Source organism: Pseudomonas sp. ADAK13, assembly GCF_012935715.1.
In the GTDB taxonomy this organism is placed as follows: Bacteria; Pseudomonadota; Gammaproteobacteria; order Pseudomonadales; family Pseudomonadaceae; genus Aquipseudomonas.
In genome coordinates this window covers 7,248,081-7,265,374 of record NZ_CP052860.1, presented here as the reverse complement: position 1 = coordinate 7,265,374, position 17,294 = coordinate 7,248,081, and the positions used below count along the sequence as shown (strand labels likewise).

At 62.4% G+C, this 17,294-nt stretch carries 16 protein-coding genes; 5 read left to right on the top strand and 11 right to left on the bottom strand.

Annotated features, from left to right (window positions below; genetic code table 11):
* Position 1 precedes the first annotated feature (1 nt).
* The 6 genes from HKK54_RS33340 to HKK54_RS33315 form a co-directional block, all read right to left on the bottom strand.
* Entirely contained in the window at positions 2-766 is a 765-nt protein-coding gene (locus tag HKK54_RS33340; RefSeq protein WP_010166652.1) for a polysaccharide biosynthesis/export family protein, read from the bottom strand.
* A 29-nt stretch (positions 767-795) separates the two neighbouring features.
* Positions 796-1,707 (bottom strand): glycosyltransferase family 2 protein, encoded by a 912-nt coding sequence (locus HKK54_RS33335; protein ID WP_169389213.1) that lies wholly within the window; start codon positions 1,705-1,707, stop codon positions 796-798.
* On the bottom strand, positions 1,707-3,167 hold the full coding sequence (locus HKK54_RS33330; protein ID WP_010166653.1) for a mannose-1-phosphate guanylyltransferase/mannose-6-phosphate isomerase: 1,461 nt from the start codon (positions 3,165-3,167) through the stop codon (positions 1,707-1,709). Before HKK54_RS33330 ends, HKK54_RS33335 begins: the two co-directional genes overlap by 1 nt.
* Positions 3,167-4,606 carry an undecaprenyl-phosphate glucose phosphotransferase gene (locus HKK54_RS33325; RefSeq protein ID WP_010166655.1) on the bottom strand — a complete coding sequence of 480 codons (1,440 nt, stop codon included), beginning with the start codon at positions 4,604-4,606 and terminating at the stop codon, positions 3,167-3,169. Before HKK54_RS33325 ends, HKK54_RS33330 begins: the two co-directional genes overlap by 1 nt.
* Positions 4,607-5,091: 485 nt before the next feature.
* Positions 5,092-5,394 (bottom strand): DUF6124 family protein, encoded by a 303-nt coding sequence (locus HKK54_RS33320; RefSeq protein WP_010166657.1) that lies wholly within the window; start codon positions 5,392-5,394, stop codon positions 5,092-5,094.
* A gap of 304 nt (positions 5,395-5,698) precedes the next feature.
* Complete coding sequence (locus HKK54_RS33315) at positions 5,699-7,024, bottom strand: aminotransferase-like domain-containing protein (RefSeq protein ID WP_169389212.1); 1,326 nt, start codon at positions 7,022-7,024, stop codon at positions 5,699-5,701.
* A gap of 94 nt (positions 7,025-7,118) precedes the next feature.
* Between HKK54_RS33315 and HKK54_RS33310 the strand changes: the two genes are divergently transcribed.
* Together HKK54_RS33310 and HKK54_RS33305 are read left to right on the top strand one after the other, a co-directional pair.
* Entirely contained in the window at positions 7,119-7,748 is a 630-nt protein-coding gene (locus HKK54_RS33310; RefSeq protein ID WP_169389211.1) for a LysE family translocator, read from the top strand.
* Between the two features lie 27 nt (positions 7,749-7,775).
* The gene (locus HKK54_RS33305; RefSeq protein WP_169389210.1) at positions 7,776-8,117 is read left to right on the top strand and encodes an antibiotic biosynthesis monooxygenase family protein; all 342 of its coding nucleotides are present in this window, start codon (positions 7,776-7,778) and stop codon (positions 8,115-8,117) included.
* Here the strand turns inward: HKK54_RS33305 and inhA are convergent.
* Positions 8,114-8,794, bottom strand: coding sequence for an isonitrile hydratase (gene inhA, locus HKK54_RS33300; RefSeq protein WP_169389209.1), 681 nt, complete (start codon positions 8,792-8,794; stop codon positions 8,114-8,116). The genes HKK54_RS33305 and inhA overlap by 4 nt on opposite strands.
* Positions 8,795-8,885: 91 nt before the next feature.
* On the opposite strand from inhA, the gene HKK54_RS33295 reads away from it, so the two are divergent.
* The 3 genes from HKK54_RS33295 (at position 8,886) to HKK54_RS33285 (ending at position 12,764) form a co-directional block, all read left to right on the top strand.
* Entirely contained in the window at positions 8,886-9,854 is a 969-nt protein-coding gene (locus HKK54_RS33295) for a GlxA family transcriptional regulator (RefSeq protein ID WP_169389208.1), read from the top strand.
* 130 nt (positions 9,855-9,984) lie between these two features.
* Positions 9,985-10,572: a biliverdin-producing heme oxygenase gene (locus HKK54_RS33290; protein ID WP_169389207.1), complete on the top strand. Its 588-nt coding sequence runs from the start codon at positions 9,985-9,987 to the stop codon at positions 10,570-10,572.
* On the top strand, positions 10,569-12,764 hold the full coding sequence (locus tag HKK54_RS33285) for an ATP-binding protein (protein ID WP_169389206.1): 2,196 nt from the start codon (positions 10,569-10,571) through the stop codon (positions 12,762-12,764). The genes HKK54_RS33290 and HKK54_RS33285 overlap by 4 nt, the downstream gene beginning before the upstream one ends.
* On the opposite strand, the gene HKK54_RS33280 is transcribed toward HKK54_RS33285, so the two are convergent.
* The 4 genes from HKK54_RS33280 to HKK54_RS33265 all read right to left on the bottom strand — a co-directional run bounded on the left by HKK54_RS33280 (position 12,742) and on the right by HKK54_RS33265 (position 17,187).
* Entirely contained in the window at positions 12,742-13,662 is a 921-nt protein-coding gene (locus HKK54_RS33280) for an alpha/beta fold hydrolase (protein WP_010166668.1), read from the bottom strand. The two genes, HKK54_RS33285 and HKK54_RS33280, sit on opposite strands and share 23 nt — an antisense overlap.
* Before the next feature lie 245 nt (positions 13,663-13,907).
* Positions 13,908-14,369 (bottom strand): cysteine hydrolase family protein, encoded by a 462-nt coding sequence (locus HKK54_RS33275; protein WP_169389205.1) that lies wholly within the window; start codon positions 14,367-14,369, stop codon positions 13,908-13,910.
* Between the two features lie 198 nt (positions 14,370-14,567).
* Positions 14,568-16,394 carry a glycoside hydrolase family 15 protein gene (locus HKK54_RS33270; protein WP_169389204.1) on the bottom strand — a complete coding sequence of 609 codons (1,827 nt, stop codon included), beginning with the start codon at positions 16,392-16,394 and terminating at the stop codon, positions 14,568-14,570.
* Positions 16,387-17,187, bottom strand: coding sequence for a glucose 1-dehydrogenase (locus tag HKK54_RS33265; protein ID WP_010166680.1), 801 nt, complete (start codon positions 17,185-17,187; stop codon positions 16,387-16,389). Before HKK54_RS33265 ends, HKK54_RS33270 begins: the two co-directional genes overlap by 8 nt.
* Positions 17,188-17,294: the final 107 nt, after the last annotated feature.

Sequence of the window (17,294 nt, the reverse complement as noted above, 5' to 3'; positions counted from 1 at the left end):
TTTAGTGGTTCGTGGTGTAGCTGTAGCCCACACCAATGGATTTGGTGAAGGGAATCAGCTGGTTCAGGTAAGTGTCCACGCCCTGGATCCGTTCGCCGACGTTGGACTTGGGTACAAACACCACGTCACCGCGTTGTAGCGCCACGGGCTTGCGGCCCAGTGCGCCGTTCTTCAGGTACTGGCTGAAATCGAGGAAGTAGGCGTGGTAGACGCCTTGGCCGTCCTCACGCAACAGGGCCACCATGCTCGCGTTGCCCACCGGGCTCACGCCGCCGGCACCGAGAATGGCCTGTTCCATGGTCGGCGCCGTGGCGATGGAGATTGCCGACGGGTTGAACACCGCGCCACCGACGATCACCGTGTTACCCGGTGCCTGGTTGATGTTCACCGTCACCCGGGGTTCGCGATACACCGGTGCGAGCTTCTGGCTCAGCTCGGCGGCGACTTCCGCCGGCGTGCGTCGCGCCACCTGGATCGGCCCCAGGAAGGGGTAGTTGATCTTGCCGTCGTTCTGCACGGTGTACAGCGTCAGCTCATAAATCGTGCTGACGTTGAACGCCGACAGGGTCGGCATTTCCCCGGCATCGCGCACAATCCGCAGCTGGTCGCCGATGCGGATCCGCTCCACCGCGGGTGGCAACTGCGCCATGCGGTCGAGGGCTTGCTTGCCCTCATCCACGGTTTTCCCGTCGGGCGCGACGATCCGCGCCGGGGTATTGCAGGCGGCCAATGCCATCATGGCCAGGACGAGCAAGGTTCGTTTCATCAAAGGGGTCTTCCTGTAGGTCATGATGCTCACCTCCAATAACCGGGGAACATGCTGATGCGCCGCTTAAGGGCGAGGGGGAGCTGGCGCTCCAGATGGCCCAGCCGGTAGCCGAGCAATTTGAACGCGCTGCGCACCAGTACTTCGGGTACGCGGTGCAATGCACCGGCTTCGCGTAATGCTCGAAGCTCGGCCAGTAAATAGCGTTTACCTTCACCGCCGGCATCGCCAAAAGCCTGGCGAATCCACGGCTCGCGGCCGTAGAACACGCCAATGTCGAAGTAGCGGTGAAACTCATCCATGAGACGGTAATCGTGGGAGTGATAGACCAGGGCGGTGGCGGCATAGCGCACCTTGTAGCCTTCCAGCAGCATGCGGGCGGCGACGTAGGCGTCCTCGCTGCCGATCACGTCCGCGGGAAAGCCACCGACGGCTTGCAGGGCGCTGCGCCGGTACACCGAAAAAGAGTCCGAGCTGAAGCAGGTCTTGATCCCGAGCTCCGGCGCATCCGCCAGGCTTTTGCTTCGACTTTGCGGCGGGTAATTGAAGTGGCGCGACTGGGCGCCCAGCACGCCGGCATCCGGGTGCGGCAGTTGGCGGCCATACGCAACGCCATTGAGCGGGTCCAGTTCCAGCTCGCCCACCAGGTTGGCGAAGGTCTCGGGTTCGGCGGGAATCGCGTCCTGGGTCATGACGATCAGCGCGTCGCCGTCGACTTGCTCGCTGGCCCAGCGGCGCGTGCCGCCGTGGTTGAAATCCTTGGCGTCGATCACTTCGACCCGTACGCCGAACTCGCGAAAACGCGCCACGGTGTCATCGCTGGAGGCGCTGTCGACCACCAGGGTTTCGTCCGGTTGCAGGGTTTGCATGCGCAGCGCCGGCAGCAGCCGGTCGAGGTGGCTGGACGCGTTGCGGGTCGGGATGATCAGGGCGGTACGCATCACTTCTTCACTTCGGCCGGAGCCCGGCCGTAGATGTCGTCAAACCGCACAATGTCGTCTTCGCCCAGGTACTCGCCGCTCTGCACTTCGATCATCACCAGGTCGATGATGCCAGGGTTGGTCAGGCGGTGTTTGTGCCCGGCCGGAATGTAGGTGGACTCGTTGGCGTTGATCAGGAACTCGCGGTCACCGTTGGTAATCATTGCCGCGCCGCTGACCACTACCCAGTGCTCGCTGCGGTGATGGTGCATCTGCAACGACAGCGAGGCCCGTGGCTTGACCACGATGCGCTTGATCTTGAAGCGGCTGCTTTCTTCCAGCACCGTGTAGGTGCCCCACGGCCGGGTGACGGTGCGGTGCAGGCTGAACGCCGGATGGTCCTGGCGCTTGAGCTCGGCGACGATGTAGCGCACGTCCTGGCTGCGCCGGGCGTCGGCAATCAGGATCGCGTCCGGGGTATCGACGACGATCAGGTTGCTCACGCCCACCGCGCCCAATACGCGTTTGGGCGAGTCGATGTAGCAGTTGTGCACGTCATGCAGGATCGCTTCGCCATTGACCTGGTTGCCGTTGGCGTCGCTCGGCGTGAGCTGGCGCAGGGCCTCCCAGGAACCGATATCACTCCAGCCGATGTCGCAGGGCACCACGGCCACTTGTGCGGATTTTTCCATCAGCGCCACGTCGATCGAGATATCGGGCGCGGTGCCGAAACCTTCAGCGTTCAATTCACGCTGGCGGCAATTGTTGTTATTCAGGCTGTGGCTGTGGTCGAGGGCGGCTTTTGCAGCGTCCAGTACCGCAGGCGCGTGCAGTGCCAGTTCCTCCAGCAGGACGTTTGCCTTGAAGCAGAACATCCCGGCATTCCACAGGTGTTTGCCGCCGTCCAGATAACCCTGGGCAGTGGCGAGGTCAGGCTTCTCGACGAAGCGCTTGACCCGGAATCCCTGGCCCAGTGCGTCGCCTTGCTCGATGTAGCCGAAGCCGGTTTCCGGGTGGTCGGGCTGGATGCCGAAGGTCACCAGATAGCCGGCTTCCGCCAGCTCGCGGGCTTGGGTGACGGCGTCGGCGAAGGCGCTTTCATCCAGAATCAAATGGTCGGCTGGCATCACCAGCAACTGCGCTTCGCCGCCAAAATTTTCCTGCACATGCAGGGCGGCCACGGCGATCGCGGCGGCGGTGTTGCGCCCGAACGGCTCCAGCAGCAGGTCAAGGGCCAGGTGGGTCTTGTTGACCACGCGGTAATCATCGAGGGTGCGGAACAGCAGGTCGCGGTTGGTCACCGTCAGCACGCTTTCCACGCCCGGCAAGTGACTGGCCCGCAGGAAGGTCTTCTGCAACAGGCTCTGGTCGTCACGCATGCGCATGAAGGGCTTGGGCATGTTCTGCCGCGACACCGGCCACAGGCGGGTGCCCGAACCACCGGAAATGATGCAGGGAATTAATCCGTTGAGGGTATTCATCAATAGACTTCCTTGGTCGAAAGGACGGCCGGAACCGTCATGAAAACGATGTACAAGTCGAACCACACCGACCACTTCGAGATGTACTCCAAGTCGTACTCAACGCGTTTCTGAATCTTGAACAGGGTGTCGGTCTCACCACGATAGCCGTTGATTTGCGCCCAGCCAGTGATGCCCGGTTTTACCCGGTGCCGCGAGCTGTACTCGCTGACGGCCACTTCGTAGGGAACCCCGGCGGCCTTGGTCGCGGTGGCGTGGGGGCGCGGGCCGACCATCGACATGTTGCCCAGCAGCACGTTGAACAGCTGCGGCAACTCATCGATGCTGGTCTTGCGAATAAAGCGGCCCACGCGGGTGATGCGCGGGTCGCCACGGGTGGTCTGGCGATCGGCGTTGAAGTCACTCATCTCGGCGTACATCGAGCGGAACTTGAACACCCGGATCACGTTGTCGTTGTAGCCAAAACGGTTCTGGCGAAACAGCACCGGGCCCTTGGAATCGAGCTTGATGGCGATCGCGGTGATCAGCATGATCGGCGACAGCGCCACCAGGCCGAGGGCCGCCAGGATCAGGTCTTCGCAGCGCTTGATAAACGGCGACCAGCCCCGCAGCGGCACATGGGACGTGTTGAACATCAGGATGCCGCCCACATCGGTGATGCGGCTGTGGCCGTAGCGCAGGGCGGCCATGTCGGGCACCAGCATCACGTTGACCGACATCTGGCGCAGGCGCTTCACCAGCCCGTTGATCCGCTGTTCGGCGGCCCAGGGCAGGGTGATCATCACCTGGTTGACCTGCTCGGAGCGGATCAGTTTTTCCAGGTCGCGGGTATTGCCCAGCAGCGGCAGGTTGCTCAGTTCCTTGGGAATGCGTTCGGTGCGGTCGTCGATAAAACCGATCAGGCCGGAGCGGATATCGCCATTGCGCTGCAAGTGGTCGGCGACGTGCACGGCGGTGTCGGTGAAGCCGAGGATCACCGTACGTTGCAGGTATTTGCCGTTCATCATCAGGTTGCGGAACAGGCGCAGCATCACCATCCGCTCCAGCCCGAACAGCCCCAGGCTGGTGACAAACCAGAACGCCAGGTTGCGTGGGCTCAACTGCGGGAACATCTGCAGGATCTGGTACATGAACAGCAGGATGCAAAACGCGGAAGACCAGGCCACCAGCATGGTGCGAAACCGCAGGCGGTTGCTGAACAGTTCCTCGGAGTACACCCCCATGGCCTGAAACAGAATAATCGTCAGGATCGCGAAAAACAGCAGCAAGCCTAGAAAGTGGGCGCGCAGCTCGGTGGCCATCGGGTCTGGATAAAACAGCAGGATCAGTGCTGGTAAAACGGCGGTGAGGCCGTGCATCAACTTTACGAAAACAACAAAAAACTCAATGAAACCGGCCCGGGTCAAAAACAGGCTGTCGACTGACGACTTCTCGCGCATAAAAACATCCCTCATTGCACACCAGGGCTTCCTTGTTCGGCTGCTCATCCATAAAGGCAGGGCTTGCTTTATAAGTGGCGCCAGACGAACAGCTGCTTCGCTGGGTAAAACGCAATTACCTATCTATTTGCAGGGAATTTGCGGGGTAATGGCTAAATGATGGTTCTCTTTCTTCGATTCGTCAAGGTTTTGACTTTTTTATAAGAGTGCTGTGCTAGACGCTCCAGGTATTATTGTCCGTGACAAATTGTTGACTTTCATGTTCGGGTTCTCGGGTTTATCGAGAACAAAATGCTGGCGTTTTGGAGTGTAGGAACAAAATTGAGAATTTTCCTGCGGCTGAGGAAAACCTTTTTTTGACGGGTGCAGGATGCGGGGGTTTTGGGGGACAACCGACGAGTGGTGAGGGCGCGGGTCCTTCACCACCTCGGGGCGCTACTAGGCTTGGGAGTTGCCTTTGAAACTGACAGTCACGTTGTGTGTTTTTACGGCCTGCGCACGTGCAAACATTCAATCGACCGGTCGACCGTGGTCTTGGCAATTTCCAGCAAATGCCACACCGCCAACAACCTCGCCCGCTCGGGGCTTTGCAGCAGTTCGCCGCAGTCGAGCGCGGTGGCGGAGGCGCTGCTGAGCAGGCTGGCGGTGTAGAGCAGGGAGTCTTCGAAGCTCAGGTCTTCGTTCACGGTGTGGAAACCCTGGGACGGCAGGTAGTGTTCAAGTGCGCGATTGAACGCGGCGCGGTTTTTAAGCTGGTCGAGGGGTGGGTCGGGGACGGGTTTATTCATGGTGTAACTCCTTTTCGGGTAAGGAGCCGGCGCCCTTCGCGACTAAACGTAGGGTGGCGGCTGTACGCAGGTTAGTCGACCGGCTGAAAAGGAAAACCCGGCGCACCCGAAGGTGCCCTGCGCACAGCCACCATAAAACCTCATGATGAAACCATGCGCCTTTTCAGAACCGGGCGACTAAACCCGTTCACTGATGAGCAGTGAAGCGGCGAAGACTAGCCACCGGTTCCGGCAGGCACAAGGCCGAAAGATTGTCTCGGAAACGTCCTGCAAATTAAAGGGATTTACCCTGCTGGCCCTTTATTCATATCCGAATTGCCTCGCGAATTTTCGCCAAGGCCACCCGCAATGTCGCCAAATCAATCGACCCCAGTGCCACCCGCAACGCATGCGGCACATGCGCCGTACAGGCAAACGGCTCGGCACTGGTGACACGCACACCCTGGCCCTCAAGCGCAGCCACCACCGCATCCGCCCGCAGGCCTTCGGGCAATACCAGCCACAGGTAATACGACGCCGTATGCGCAATCATCTCGCAACCCTGCAAGACCTCCCGGGCCAGCGCCTGACGTTGGCGCGCATCCTTGCGCTTTTGTTCTTCCAGCACATCCACTGCGCCGGATTCTATCCAGCGGCACGCCAGGTTGACCGTGAGCGTCGGCGTGCTCCAGGTCGAGACGCGAATGGCTTGCTCCAACGCCGGCACCAACGCGTTGGGTGCCACGATAAACCCCACCCGCAACCCCGACGCCACGCTCTTCGAAAGGCCGGACACATACACCGTTCGCAACGGCGCATAGGTGAACAACGGCTTGGGCGCGGGTTCGGCCAGAAAGGCGTAGGCGCCGTCTTCGATCAGTAGAAAATCGTAGCGTTCAGCCATCGCTGCAAGGCGTTCGCGGTCAGCTTCACCCATCACCGTGCCCAGCGGATTGTGCAACGTGGGCATGCAATAAAATGCCCGCACCGGGCGCCGTTTGCACAGGGCCTCCAGCGCATCCAGATCCGTATGGCCAGCTGGTTGCGGCAGCGGCTCCAGGTCTATGCGCTGGGACTGGGCCAGGGTTTTCAGGCCGGGATAGGTCAGCGCGTCCACCGCCAGCACATCCCCCGGTAGCAGCAGCGCCATCAGGCTGACGGCGAGGCCTTGTTGCGCACCATTGACGATCAGCACCTGCTCGCCACCCACTCGAATCTGCCGATTGCGCAGGTGCCGCGCCGCTGCCTGCCGTTCATGGGCGCGGCCACCTTGCGGAGCAGAATGCAGCAGGGCATCAAGGTCTCCCGAGGCGGCAATGGCGCGCAAACCGTCGCGCAGCATCTCGGCCTGACCGGGCAGTGAGGGGTAGTTGAGGCTCAGGTCCACGGTGCCCGGTTGCAGCGGTTGCTGCACCAGGCCCATGCCCCGCAGCAACGTGGTGTCGCGCACAAAAGTGCCGCGGCCCGGTTCACCCACCACCAGGCCGCAGGCCTCCAGTTCGCTGTACACACGTAACGCCGTGGCCAGGGCGATGCGATGGCTATTCATCAGGTTGCGGACGGTCGGTAACTGAGTGCCCGGCGGCAATTTTCCGGCGCGAAGCCGCGTAGCCAGTTCATCAACGATCAGTTTGTAGCGGACCTGAGCCATGGCGCGTTCCCGTGCAAAGTGTATCTAGATCAATTTTTTGTTTGTATCAGGTGAGCTGATTAATCTACAGGCTTTCCCGGCGGATGGCTTGAGCATGATCGACCTCGCAACCCTGGCTGTTTTCTCTGGCGCAGTTCTACTGCTGTTGTTATCCCCGGGACCAAACATGGCCTTCGTCATTAGCCACGGCGTGAGCTATGGCTGGCGTGGCGGGGTGGCCTCGGGGTTGGGCATCAGCGTGGCGGACCTGCTGCTCACGGCACTCACTGCAACCGGGGTGACAGCACTGGTCGCCAGTTGGCCGCCAGCCTTCGACCTGATTCGCTACGCTGGGGTGTTGTACCTGCTGTGGCTGGTGTTCAAGACCCTGCAAAAAACGCCCGCCCTGGACACGGCCCATGTCACCCGCGTGCCGCTGGGCCGGGTGTTTGTACGGGCGATGCTCAACAGTCTGCTCAACCCCAAGGCGTTGCTGTTTTTCATGGTGTTCCTGCCGCAGTTCGTCAGCACTGAAGCCGGGCCCATCGCGTTGCAATTGGTCGTGCTGGGGATAATCCTGACGCTGATCAGTGGTGTATTTCATACCGTGCTGGGGGTTTTTGGCGGGGCGCTGAGCCGGTTTTTTGCCGGCAAATCGGGTAGCTCAGGCATACAGAAATGGGGCCTGGCGACTGTGCTGATGTTACTGGCCGTGCGGTTGGCGCTGATGGCTCGCCCGACGTGAAACACCACTCATAAAAGGACGTTACGCATGTACATCGCAGCTTTTATCTACAAGCCCGGTGAACGGGATGATGAGTTCCAGCGCCTCACGGATTTGATCGACGCACTGGCGGCAAGGCTGCCGGGATATGTGGGGGCCGAGTCGTGGCGCTCGGTGGATGGCCGGTTGATCAACGCCAGTTATTACTGGCGCGATGAAGCGTCAATCCGCGCCTTTGCCAGCCACCCGACCCACCTGGAAGCCAAGCGCCTGTACCGCCGCTGGTACGGCGGTTATCACGTGGTGATTTCCAAGGTGGAACGGGCGTATGGCGACGGCACGATCGGGCATCTGGTGCCCGCCGACCGCCACGGGCACGCGAGCGCTTAACCCAATCGCGCTGCCGCCCGTGCCACGATTTCACTCCGGGTCTTGCGCGACTCGGCGGTGCGCTTGCGGGCTTCTTCCAGCACGTGGGGCGGGGCGCTTTCCGGCCGGCCTGCATTGAACGGCGGGGCCGGGGCGTATTCAATCTGCAACTGCACCAGTTGCGCCGCCGCCTCGCTGTACAGCTCGGCCGCCAGGGTCAGGGCAAAGTCGATCCCGGCGGTAATCCCGCCACCGGTCAACAGGTTGCCGTCACGCACCACACGCTCCTGCACCGGGATCGCGCCGAGCGGGGCGAGCAGGTCGTGGTAGGCCCAGTGGGTGGTCGCCCGACGCCCGCGCAGCAAGCCCGCCGCACCCAGCACCAGGGAGCCGGTGCACACCGACGTCACATAACGCGCGGTGTGCGATTGGGCCTTGAGAAACGCCAGGGTTTGCTCATCTTCCATCAACGCGCCGACACCCGAGCCGCCGGGTACGCAGATCACATCCAGCGTTGGGCATTGCTCAAAGGTGGTGCTCGGGCTGAACACCAGGCCGGTGCTGGAGGTGACCGGCGCCAGGTCCTTCCAGACCAGATGCAGCTTCACATCCGGCAGCGATCCCAATACGTCGTAGGGCCCGGTGAGGTCCAGTTGCTGGATGCCGGGGAACAACAAAAAGCCGATCTGTAGAGTCATGGGGAATACGCCTGATAAAGGGATGGACGGCTTCACTCTAGTCACCTAGGCTTTGGCGCATACGCCATTAAACCCACGAATTACGCCAATCATGCCCAGAATCATCAACGTGCTCGCGTTTCCCAATGTTCAAGTGCTCGACGTCACCGGGCCCTTGCAGGTGTTTGCCTCGGCCAATGACCTGGCGCGCCAGCGGGAATTGCCGTTGCCCTATGCGGTGAGCGTGATCGCTGCGCAATCGGAGCCGGTGATGACCTCGGCGGGCCTGGCGCTGGTGGCCGAGCCGTTGCCGGCCGCCGACGCGCCCTGCGACACGCTGGTGATCGCCGGCGGTTGGGGCGTGTACGGTGCCGCCGAAGACCCAGCGCTGGTGGACTGGGTTCGGCAAAAAGCCGCACAGTCGCGGCGTATGACCTCGGTGTGCACCGGCGCGTTTCTGCTGGCGGCCAGCGGTCTGCTGGACGGCTGCCGCGTGGTGACCCACTGGACCCGGTGCGAAGAACTGGCACGCAAATACCCGCACCTGACGGTGGAGGCCAATCCGATTTTCATCCAGCAGGGCAACCTGTGGACGTCGGCGGGTGTGACCGCCGGCATCGACCTGTGCCTGGCGCTGGTGGAAGAGGACCTGGGCCGCGCCGTGGCCCTGGAAGTGGCGCGGCACCTGGTGGTGTTTCTCAAGCGGCCCGGCGGGCAATCGCAATTCAGCGTGACGTTGTCCCTGCAAAAGGGCGGTAGCCGTTTTGCTGAGTTGCACGCCTGGATCGCCGAACACCTGACCCTGGACTTGAACATCGCCACGCTGGCCGCCCAGGCGGGCATGAGCGAGCGCAGTTTTGTGCGCCACTACCGCGCCGAAACCGGCCAGACGCCCGCGCGGGCCGTCGAGCTGATCCGCGTGGAAACCGCCCGCCGGCAACTGGCGGACAGCAGCGCGTCAATCAAGCGCATTGCCGTGCACTGCGGTTTTGGTTGCGAGGAAACCATGCGCCGCAGCTTCCTGCGGGCGGTGTCGATCACGCCCCAGGCCTACCGCGAGCGGTTTTCCTCGCCTTGTTAGAACTGATCGGAAATGAACGAATAGGAATGTTTTTGTATCAAGGTGCTATGTTACCCACAGTCCATTGCGCAGTGACTTGATCCCAGGCCTCTACGTCGCGGTTTCGACCCTTCCGGCGTACGCACTGCTTATGAATTCACCACCTCCTGTCCTTGTTGAATTGCGCGCGGCGACCGCTGCCCTGCATCGACGCCTCGATACCCGGCTGCCTTTTTCCCGCATGGACCTGGCGCTCTACCGCGAGCTGATGAGCGCCTACTACGGCTTCTACCAACCGCTGGAGCGAGCGCTGGCACCCTGGGGCGAAATCATCCCTGGGCTGGAATGGGGACGGCGTAGCAAAACCCCGTATTTGCAGGCAGATTTGCTGGCGCTGGGCCTGAGTGCCCCGCAAATCGACGCCTTGCCTCTTTGCTCCGAGTTGCCGGCCATCACGAACGTGGCCCAGGCCCTCGGCGCCCTGTATGTGCTGGAAGGCGCCACCCTCGGTGGCCAGGTGTTGCGCAACCTGATCGAGATCAAAATTGGTGTCGGCTCGGTCAACGGCGGCGCGTTCATGAATGTGTACGGTGCTGAGACCAGTGCGCTGTGGCAACGCTTCCTTGAGTGTCTTTCCCCACTGCAGGCTGCGGCCGAACGCGTGGCGGCGGTGAACGTCGCCGAGTCGACCTTTGTGCGTTTCGAGCAGTGGCTGGAACGCTGCGGGGTGCTGCGATGACCACGGTCGATACGCCGCTGGACGATTGCGCCAGTGAACCCATCCACATTCCCGGCTCGATCCAGCCCCACGGGCTGCTGTTGACGTTGAGCGAGCCGGCGCTAGAGGTGCTGCAGGCCAGTAGCAACCTGAGCGTCGCCTTGGGCCTGGACGCAGAGCGCGTGTCGGGCCAGGCCTTGGCCAGTGTGCTGGGCAGCAAGGCGGCGGCAAAGGTCATTCAGGCCTTGGCAGACCTGGACGCCGACGAAGACGAGTTGCATCAACTGACGCTGGAGGGCTACGCCTACGACATCCTGCTGCATCGTCATCAGGGCCTGCTGGTGCTCGAACTCGAGCACGCCATGACGGTTCAGCACAGCGCCGTCGGCCAGCTCGGCCGCACCCTGCGCCGCTTGCAGTCGGCCAAGACGCTTGACGGGTTGTACCAGACCAGCGTCACCGAGATTCGCGCCCTGACCGGTTACGACCGGGTCACCTTGTACCGTTTCGAGCAGGAAGGTCACGGCAAGGTCATCGGCGAAGCCCTCAGCGACGGCATGCAGCCGTACCTGGGGTTGTGTTTTCCCGCCTCGGACATCCCGCCCCAGGCCCGCGAGCTGTACCGGCTGAACTGGGTCCGGGTGATTCCCGATGCCCAATATCAACCGGTGCCTATCCTGCCGGCCCTGCGCCCCGATACCGGCGCGCCCCTGGACCTCAGCTTCGCCGTGTTGCGCAGCGTGTCCCCGGTGCACTGCCACTATTTGAAGAACATGGGCGTGCGTTCCTCCATGAGCATTTCGCTGCTCAAGGACGACCAGCTCTGGGGCCTGATCACCTGTGGCCATCGCGAGCCGTTGCGCGTGCCCCATGAACTGCGCACCGCGTGCACCAGCATCGGCCAGTTGTTGTCGATGCAGATCACCTTGCTTCAGGAGCGGCAGGAGCGCCGCCACCAGCTCGACAAGGCCGCCATGGTCGAAGAGTTGGTGGCGGCCATGTCGGCCGACCAGTGCGACGTGATGGAAAGCCTGTTGCCCTATGCGCAAACACTGCTGAACCTGACCGATGCCGGTGGCCTGGCAATTCTGGTGGAAGGGCGCCTGCACGTGTTCGGTGTTTGCCCCACACGCGCAGAAATCCACGGGTTGTACCGGTGGGTGCGCGAGCAGGGCAAAGGCGTGGTCCACAGCCATCAGTTGTCCGTGGACTTTCCCCCGGCGGCGGCCTATCAGGCTCATGCCAGTGGCCTGTTGGCGTTCTGCCTGCCCAAGCCGGTGGACAACGCGGTGATGTGGTTTCGTCCGCAGGTTCAGTCCACGGTGGAGTGGAGCGGCCAGCCCGTCAAACATCAGGAGCCCGGCGCCACGTCCCTGAGCCCGCGCCTGTCGTTTGAACTGTGGAAGCAGCAGGTCGACGGCAAGGCGCTGTATTGGACACTCGCGCAATTGCAGGCGGTGGAAAACCTGCGGCGCAATGCCCTGGAGCACGACCTTGCGCGGCAGGTCCAGCGCGAGCACGAAGCCGTACGGGCGCGTGATGAACTGGTGGCGGTGGTCTCCCACGACCTGCGCAGCCCGCTGACCATCCTGCTGATGCAATGCGGCATGATGCGCAGCATGCTGCCTGCCGACGACAACAAGGCGAACCGGCGCCTTTCCACCGCGATTGAAACCATGCAGAACGCCACTTCACGCATGAACACCTTGCTGGAAGACTTGCTCGATATCTCGCGCATCGAGGCCGGGCGCTACAGCGTTTCCCTGCAACCGCTCGATGTGGCGGCGACCCTGGAGCAAATCTGCTCGATGTGGCAGCCGCTGGGAGCCGCCAAGGGCGTTGACCTCACGTGGCGTTCTGCTGCGGCGTTGTGTGTGCAGGCTGACCCTGAGCGTTTGTTCCAGGTGTTTTCCAACTTGCTGGGTAACGCCTTGAAGTTCACCCCGGTGGGCGGGGTGATCGAGGTGATTGCCGAGCCGGCGGGGGACGAGGTGTTATTTCGCGTGTGTGACAACGGCGTGGGCATCGACCCGGCGCAACTGCCGTATATCTTCGATCGCTACTGGACCTCCCGCGAAGGCAACCCCACCGGCAGCGGCTTGGGGCTGTACATTTCCCACGGCATTATCGAAGCCCACGGCGGCAGCCTGTGGGCGGAAAGCGTGGCGGGGCAGGGCAGTGTGTTCAGCTTCAGGATTCCGGCCGGGGACTGAGCGCCAGCAATTCGAAGATCGCCCCAAGGGTGGCTTGTGGCGCCTCCTGGGGAATGTTGTGGCCCACACCGGCCAGCACCTCGCGGCGATAAAACCCGCTGAACAGCCCCAGGTCTTCATCTTCCACCGGGGCCGGGCCCACGCCGTCATCGGCGCCGCACAGCGAGATGCTCGGCACCGAAATCGGCGGCGGCTGCACCAGCGCCTGTTCGATGCTTTCCAGCGCTGGGTCACCCGGTGCGTACATGAAGCGGTGACGGTAGGAGTGCACCACCACCTCGACAAAATCCGGGTTATCGAACGAAGGCGCGGTGTTGCCGTACAGGCTCGGCCCCTCGGCCCAGGACGGCGACCAGAGCGCCCACAGCAACTGGCAGAACTCACGTCGGTTGGCGGTCAAACCGTCGACGCCGCGTTGGGTGTGAAGGTAAAACTGGTACCACAGCCGATGCTCTTTTTCCGGCGCCCGAGGCCGGGTCGACGCGGCAATATCCTGAATGTTGTAGCCATCGCCCGTCACCAGGCCACGCACCCGCTCAGGCCATAGCGCGGCGACGATACACGCGGCGCGTCCACCCCAGTCATAGCCCACCAGCGTGGCGGTCTCGATGGACAGGGCGTCCATGAAATCCAGCAAGTCTTTGGCCAGCGCCGCTTGCTGGCCGGAGCGCATCACCCCGGCATTGATAAAACGCGTCGGGCCATACCCGCGCAAGTACGGCACCAGCACCCGGTAGCCACGCTCGGCGACCACCGGAGCGATCTCGTCATAGCCGCGCGGGTCGTAGGGAAAACCGTGCAGCAGAATCACCACCTCGCCGCCTTCCGGGCCATGGGCTTCGTAGGCGATATCGAGCATGGGCGTGCGCACGTGCAGCAATGGGGCGAGGGCGGGCATGGAGCCTCCGAGGGTGGAGAGAACGTGGTGGAACTGTAGACCAAACGGGTTACCGAACGTCATCCGAAAGGCTGCAATTGCTTTACTTGTCTAGACGATCACCTGTGGCGAGGGAGCTTGCTCCCGTTGGGCTGCGCAGCAGACCGCTTTGTTAACTGTGTGCTTTCTGGCAGGTTGCGGTGAGCTTTTTGGAGCCGCTTCGCGCCCCAGCGGGAGCAAGCTCCCTCGCCACAGTGGGGGGCGGGTCAAATTTCTGCGCGGGTGACGATGTGTTTGAAGTGATGCCGCCACAAGTCCGCCCCCAGTTTCCCCGAGCGATCCAGCGATGAGCCCAGGGTCAAGTCGCTGATCAGGGTGGGCTGCAAGCCCGCATCAAACAACGCAAACCCGGCCGCCAGTACGCAGGTGTCGGTCTGGATGCCGCACACCAGTACCCGCTCCGGCGCGAGGCTTTTCAGGTGGCTGATGGTTTCAGGCGTGGGGGCGTAGCCGTGTTTGATGAAGACATGGTCGGCGGCAATCAGGCTGTTGTCGTCGGGCGCTGGCTGCCAGCCGAGTTGGCGGGCGAACGGGGTGATGCTTTCGTCGTGGCGCTCGACGGTGGCCACTGACGGCATGCGGCCCAGCAGGGCGTTGATGCCGTCCACCAGCCAGTCGGGCGGAGCGAAGGAGGGTTGTACGTCGATGATCAGTAGAACCTGGCGCATTGGAGTCCTGGCATGGATCGAAGGGCTACGCATTGTGCATCGGGAATACCTGGCCTCCAAGTCTGGTGCGGTCCTTGTGGGAGCTGGCTTGCCTGCGATAGCGTTGGATCAGCTCATGCATCAATAACTGAAACACCGCTATCGCAGGCAAGCCAGCTCCCACAGGGTTAATCTGTTGTGGTCAGAGGGGGTAAGGCCTCACGGCTGCCAAACCGTCTTCACCCCGCTCAACTTCCGGTCCAGGAATGTCGCCGCGCTGATCAACGCCAAATGGCTCAACGCCTGTGGTGTATTCCCCAAATGCCGGGCCTGGTTATCGAACTCTTCGGCATACAACCCCAACGGATTGGCATAGCGCAGCAACTGCTCAAACTCCAGGTGGGCCTTTTCCACTTGGCCGGCCCGCGCCAGGCATTCCACGTACCAGAACGAACACGCGGCAAACGCGCCTTCGGTGCCTTGCAAACCGTCAATCTGGCTGTCGTCGTTGCGGTAGCGGTACACCATGCCGTCGCGCACCAGGCTTTTCTCGATTGCTTTCAGTGTCGACAACCAGCGCGGGTCCGTCGCCGCCACAAAGCGCACCAGCGGCATCAACAGCATCGAGCCATCCAGTGCGGTGCTGCCGATATGCTGCACAAAGTGCCCGCGATCTTCGTTCCAGAAGTTGCTCCAGATGTCTGCGTAGATCGCCTGGCGCGTCTGGTCCCAGCGCGCAAACGGCGCCGGCAGCGAACGCTTGGACGCCAGGCGGATCGCCCGGTCCAGGGCCACCCAGCACATCAGCCGCGAATGCAGGAAGTGATGCTGCTCGCCGCGCATTTCCCAGATACCGACGTCTTTGTGGTTCCAGGTTTCGCAGACCTGATCGGCCACTTCCACGGTGTGTTTCCAGCCCTCGTGGGAAATGGCTTCGCCGTATTTGTTGACCAGGTACACCGCGTCCATCAGCTCGCCATAGATATCCAGCTGCACCTGGTCGTAGGCTTCGTTGCCGATGCGCACCGGTTGCGCACCGCCGTGGCCGCTGAGGTGGCTCAGTTCGGTTTCCGGCAGTTCCTGGCGGCCATCGATGCCATACAGGATGTTGATTTTCATCGGCTGATCACTGCAGTCACCGACGCGGCCTTTCAGCCAGCGCATGTAGCCGTTGGCTTCCTCGATAAACCCCAGGCGCATAAAGGCGTAGACGGTAAACGAGGCGTCGCGGATCCAGGTATAGCGGTAGTCCCAATTGCGCTCGCCGCCGGGGGTTTCCGGCAGGCCGAAGGTGGCGGCGGCAAGGATGGCGCCGTGTTTGCGCGAGGTCAGAAGCTTCAGGGCCAGGGCCGAGCGATTGACCATCTCGCGCCAGCGCCCACGGTAGTTGGACTGGGCGATCCAGCCGCGCCAGAATTTCAGGGTGCGTTCCAGGCACAGGTCGGTGCAGTCGCTTTTGACCCGGGCATCGTCCACGCCGCCGAGGACAAATTCGGCGCCTTCTTCGTGGCCCAGTTCAAAGGTCGCCACAGCGGCGTCGCCTTCCAGCTGCATGGCGTGGCTGCCGGTCAGGCGCAGGCCGGGTTGGCCTGGTGCCTCAAAGCACACGTCGGCGTCATCCAGCGTGGCGCGGGTGGGGGCGCGGGCATAGTCATGGCGAACCGCGCAGCGCAGGTGAATGGTCGCCTTGCCGCTGACCACCCGCACCCGACGGATCAGGATGGGCAGGTCGTCGGCTTCTTCGCTGATGGTCAGGAAGTCGGTGACTTCCACCACCGCGTCATTGCTCAACCAGCGGGTTTGCAGCACGTTGGTGTCCGGCAGGTAAATCTGCTCGCGGCGGGCGTCGGGCAGGTCCGGTGTGAGCTGGAATATCCCGGCGGCGGGGGAGTCGAGCAATGAGCAAAAGATCGAGGGGCTGTCGAATTCCGGCCAGCAGAAAAAGTCGATGCTGCCCTTGTCGTTGACCAGCGCCGCACTGCGCATGTCGCCAATGATGCCGTGGGCATCGATTGCACTTTGTGGTTCGTTTTTCAAATCAACCATTGCCACGAAACTCCGGATAAAGGCTCATGCCGCCGTCAATAAACAGGGTGCTGCCCACCACATAGTCGGAGGCGTCACTGGCCAGCCACACCACCGCATTGGCCACGTCTTCGACGTCACCCACGCGGCCATAGGGAATCAATTTGAGCAGTTCCACCTCGGCCGCGCCTTCGGTGGCGGCACGGTTGATCGCGGTGCGAATCGCGCCGGGTGCGACGCCGTTGATGCGGATGCGCTGCTGGCTGACTTCCTGGGCCAGGGTGCGCATCAGCATTTCAACGCCACCCTTGGACGCGGCGTAATTCACGTGCCCGGCCCAGGGAATCACCTGGTGCACCGAGCTCATGTGGATGATTTTTCCGGCGGCCCGGGACACCCCTTCGCGGATGCCCTGGCGATTGAAGATTCGCAGGGCCGCACGGGCGCACAGGAACTGGCCGGTGAGGTTGACGCCGATTACGGCGTTCCAGTCGTCGAGGGTCATGTCGACGGCGGCGGCATCTTTTTGCATGCCCGAGTTGGCCACCAGAATGTCCAGGTGCCCGAACGCCTCAAGGGTTTGCGCAAACAGCCGCTCCACATCGGCTTCTTTCGACACATCGGCGCCAATCGCAATCGCCCGGCCGCCGTTGGCATTGATCTGCGCCGCCAAGGCTTCAGCCGGCGCGGCCTGGGCGTTGTAGTTCAGCACCACGGCGGCACCGGCCTCTGCCAGGGCCTTGGCTGCCCCCGCGCCGATCCCGGAACTGGCGCCCGTCACCAGCGCCACTTGTTGCTCCAACGAAATACGCATCGCCCACCCAACCTTTTTCAGAGTGCCCCATTAGCTGACTGACGGGGCGGCTCACAAGTTCACCGGCTGTCTGGAATGCGACGATGGCTGTCTATATCTATCGTTTT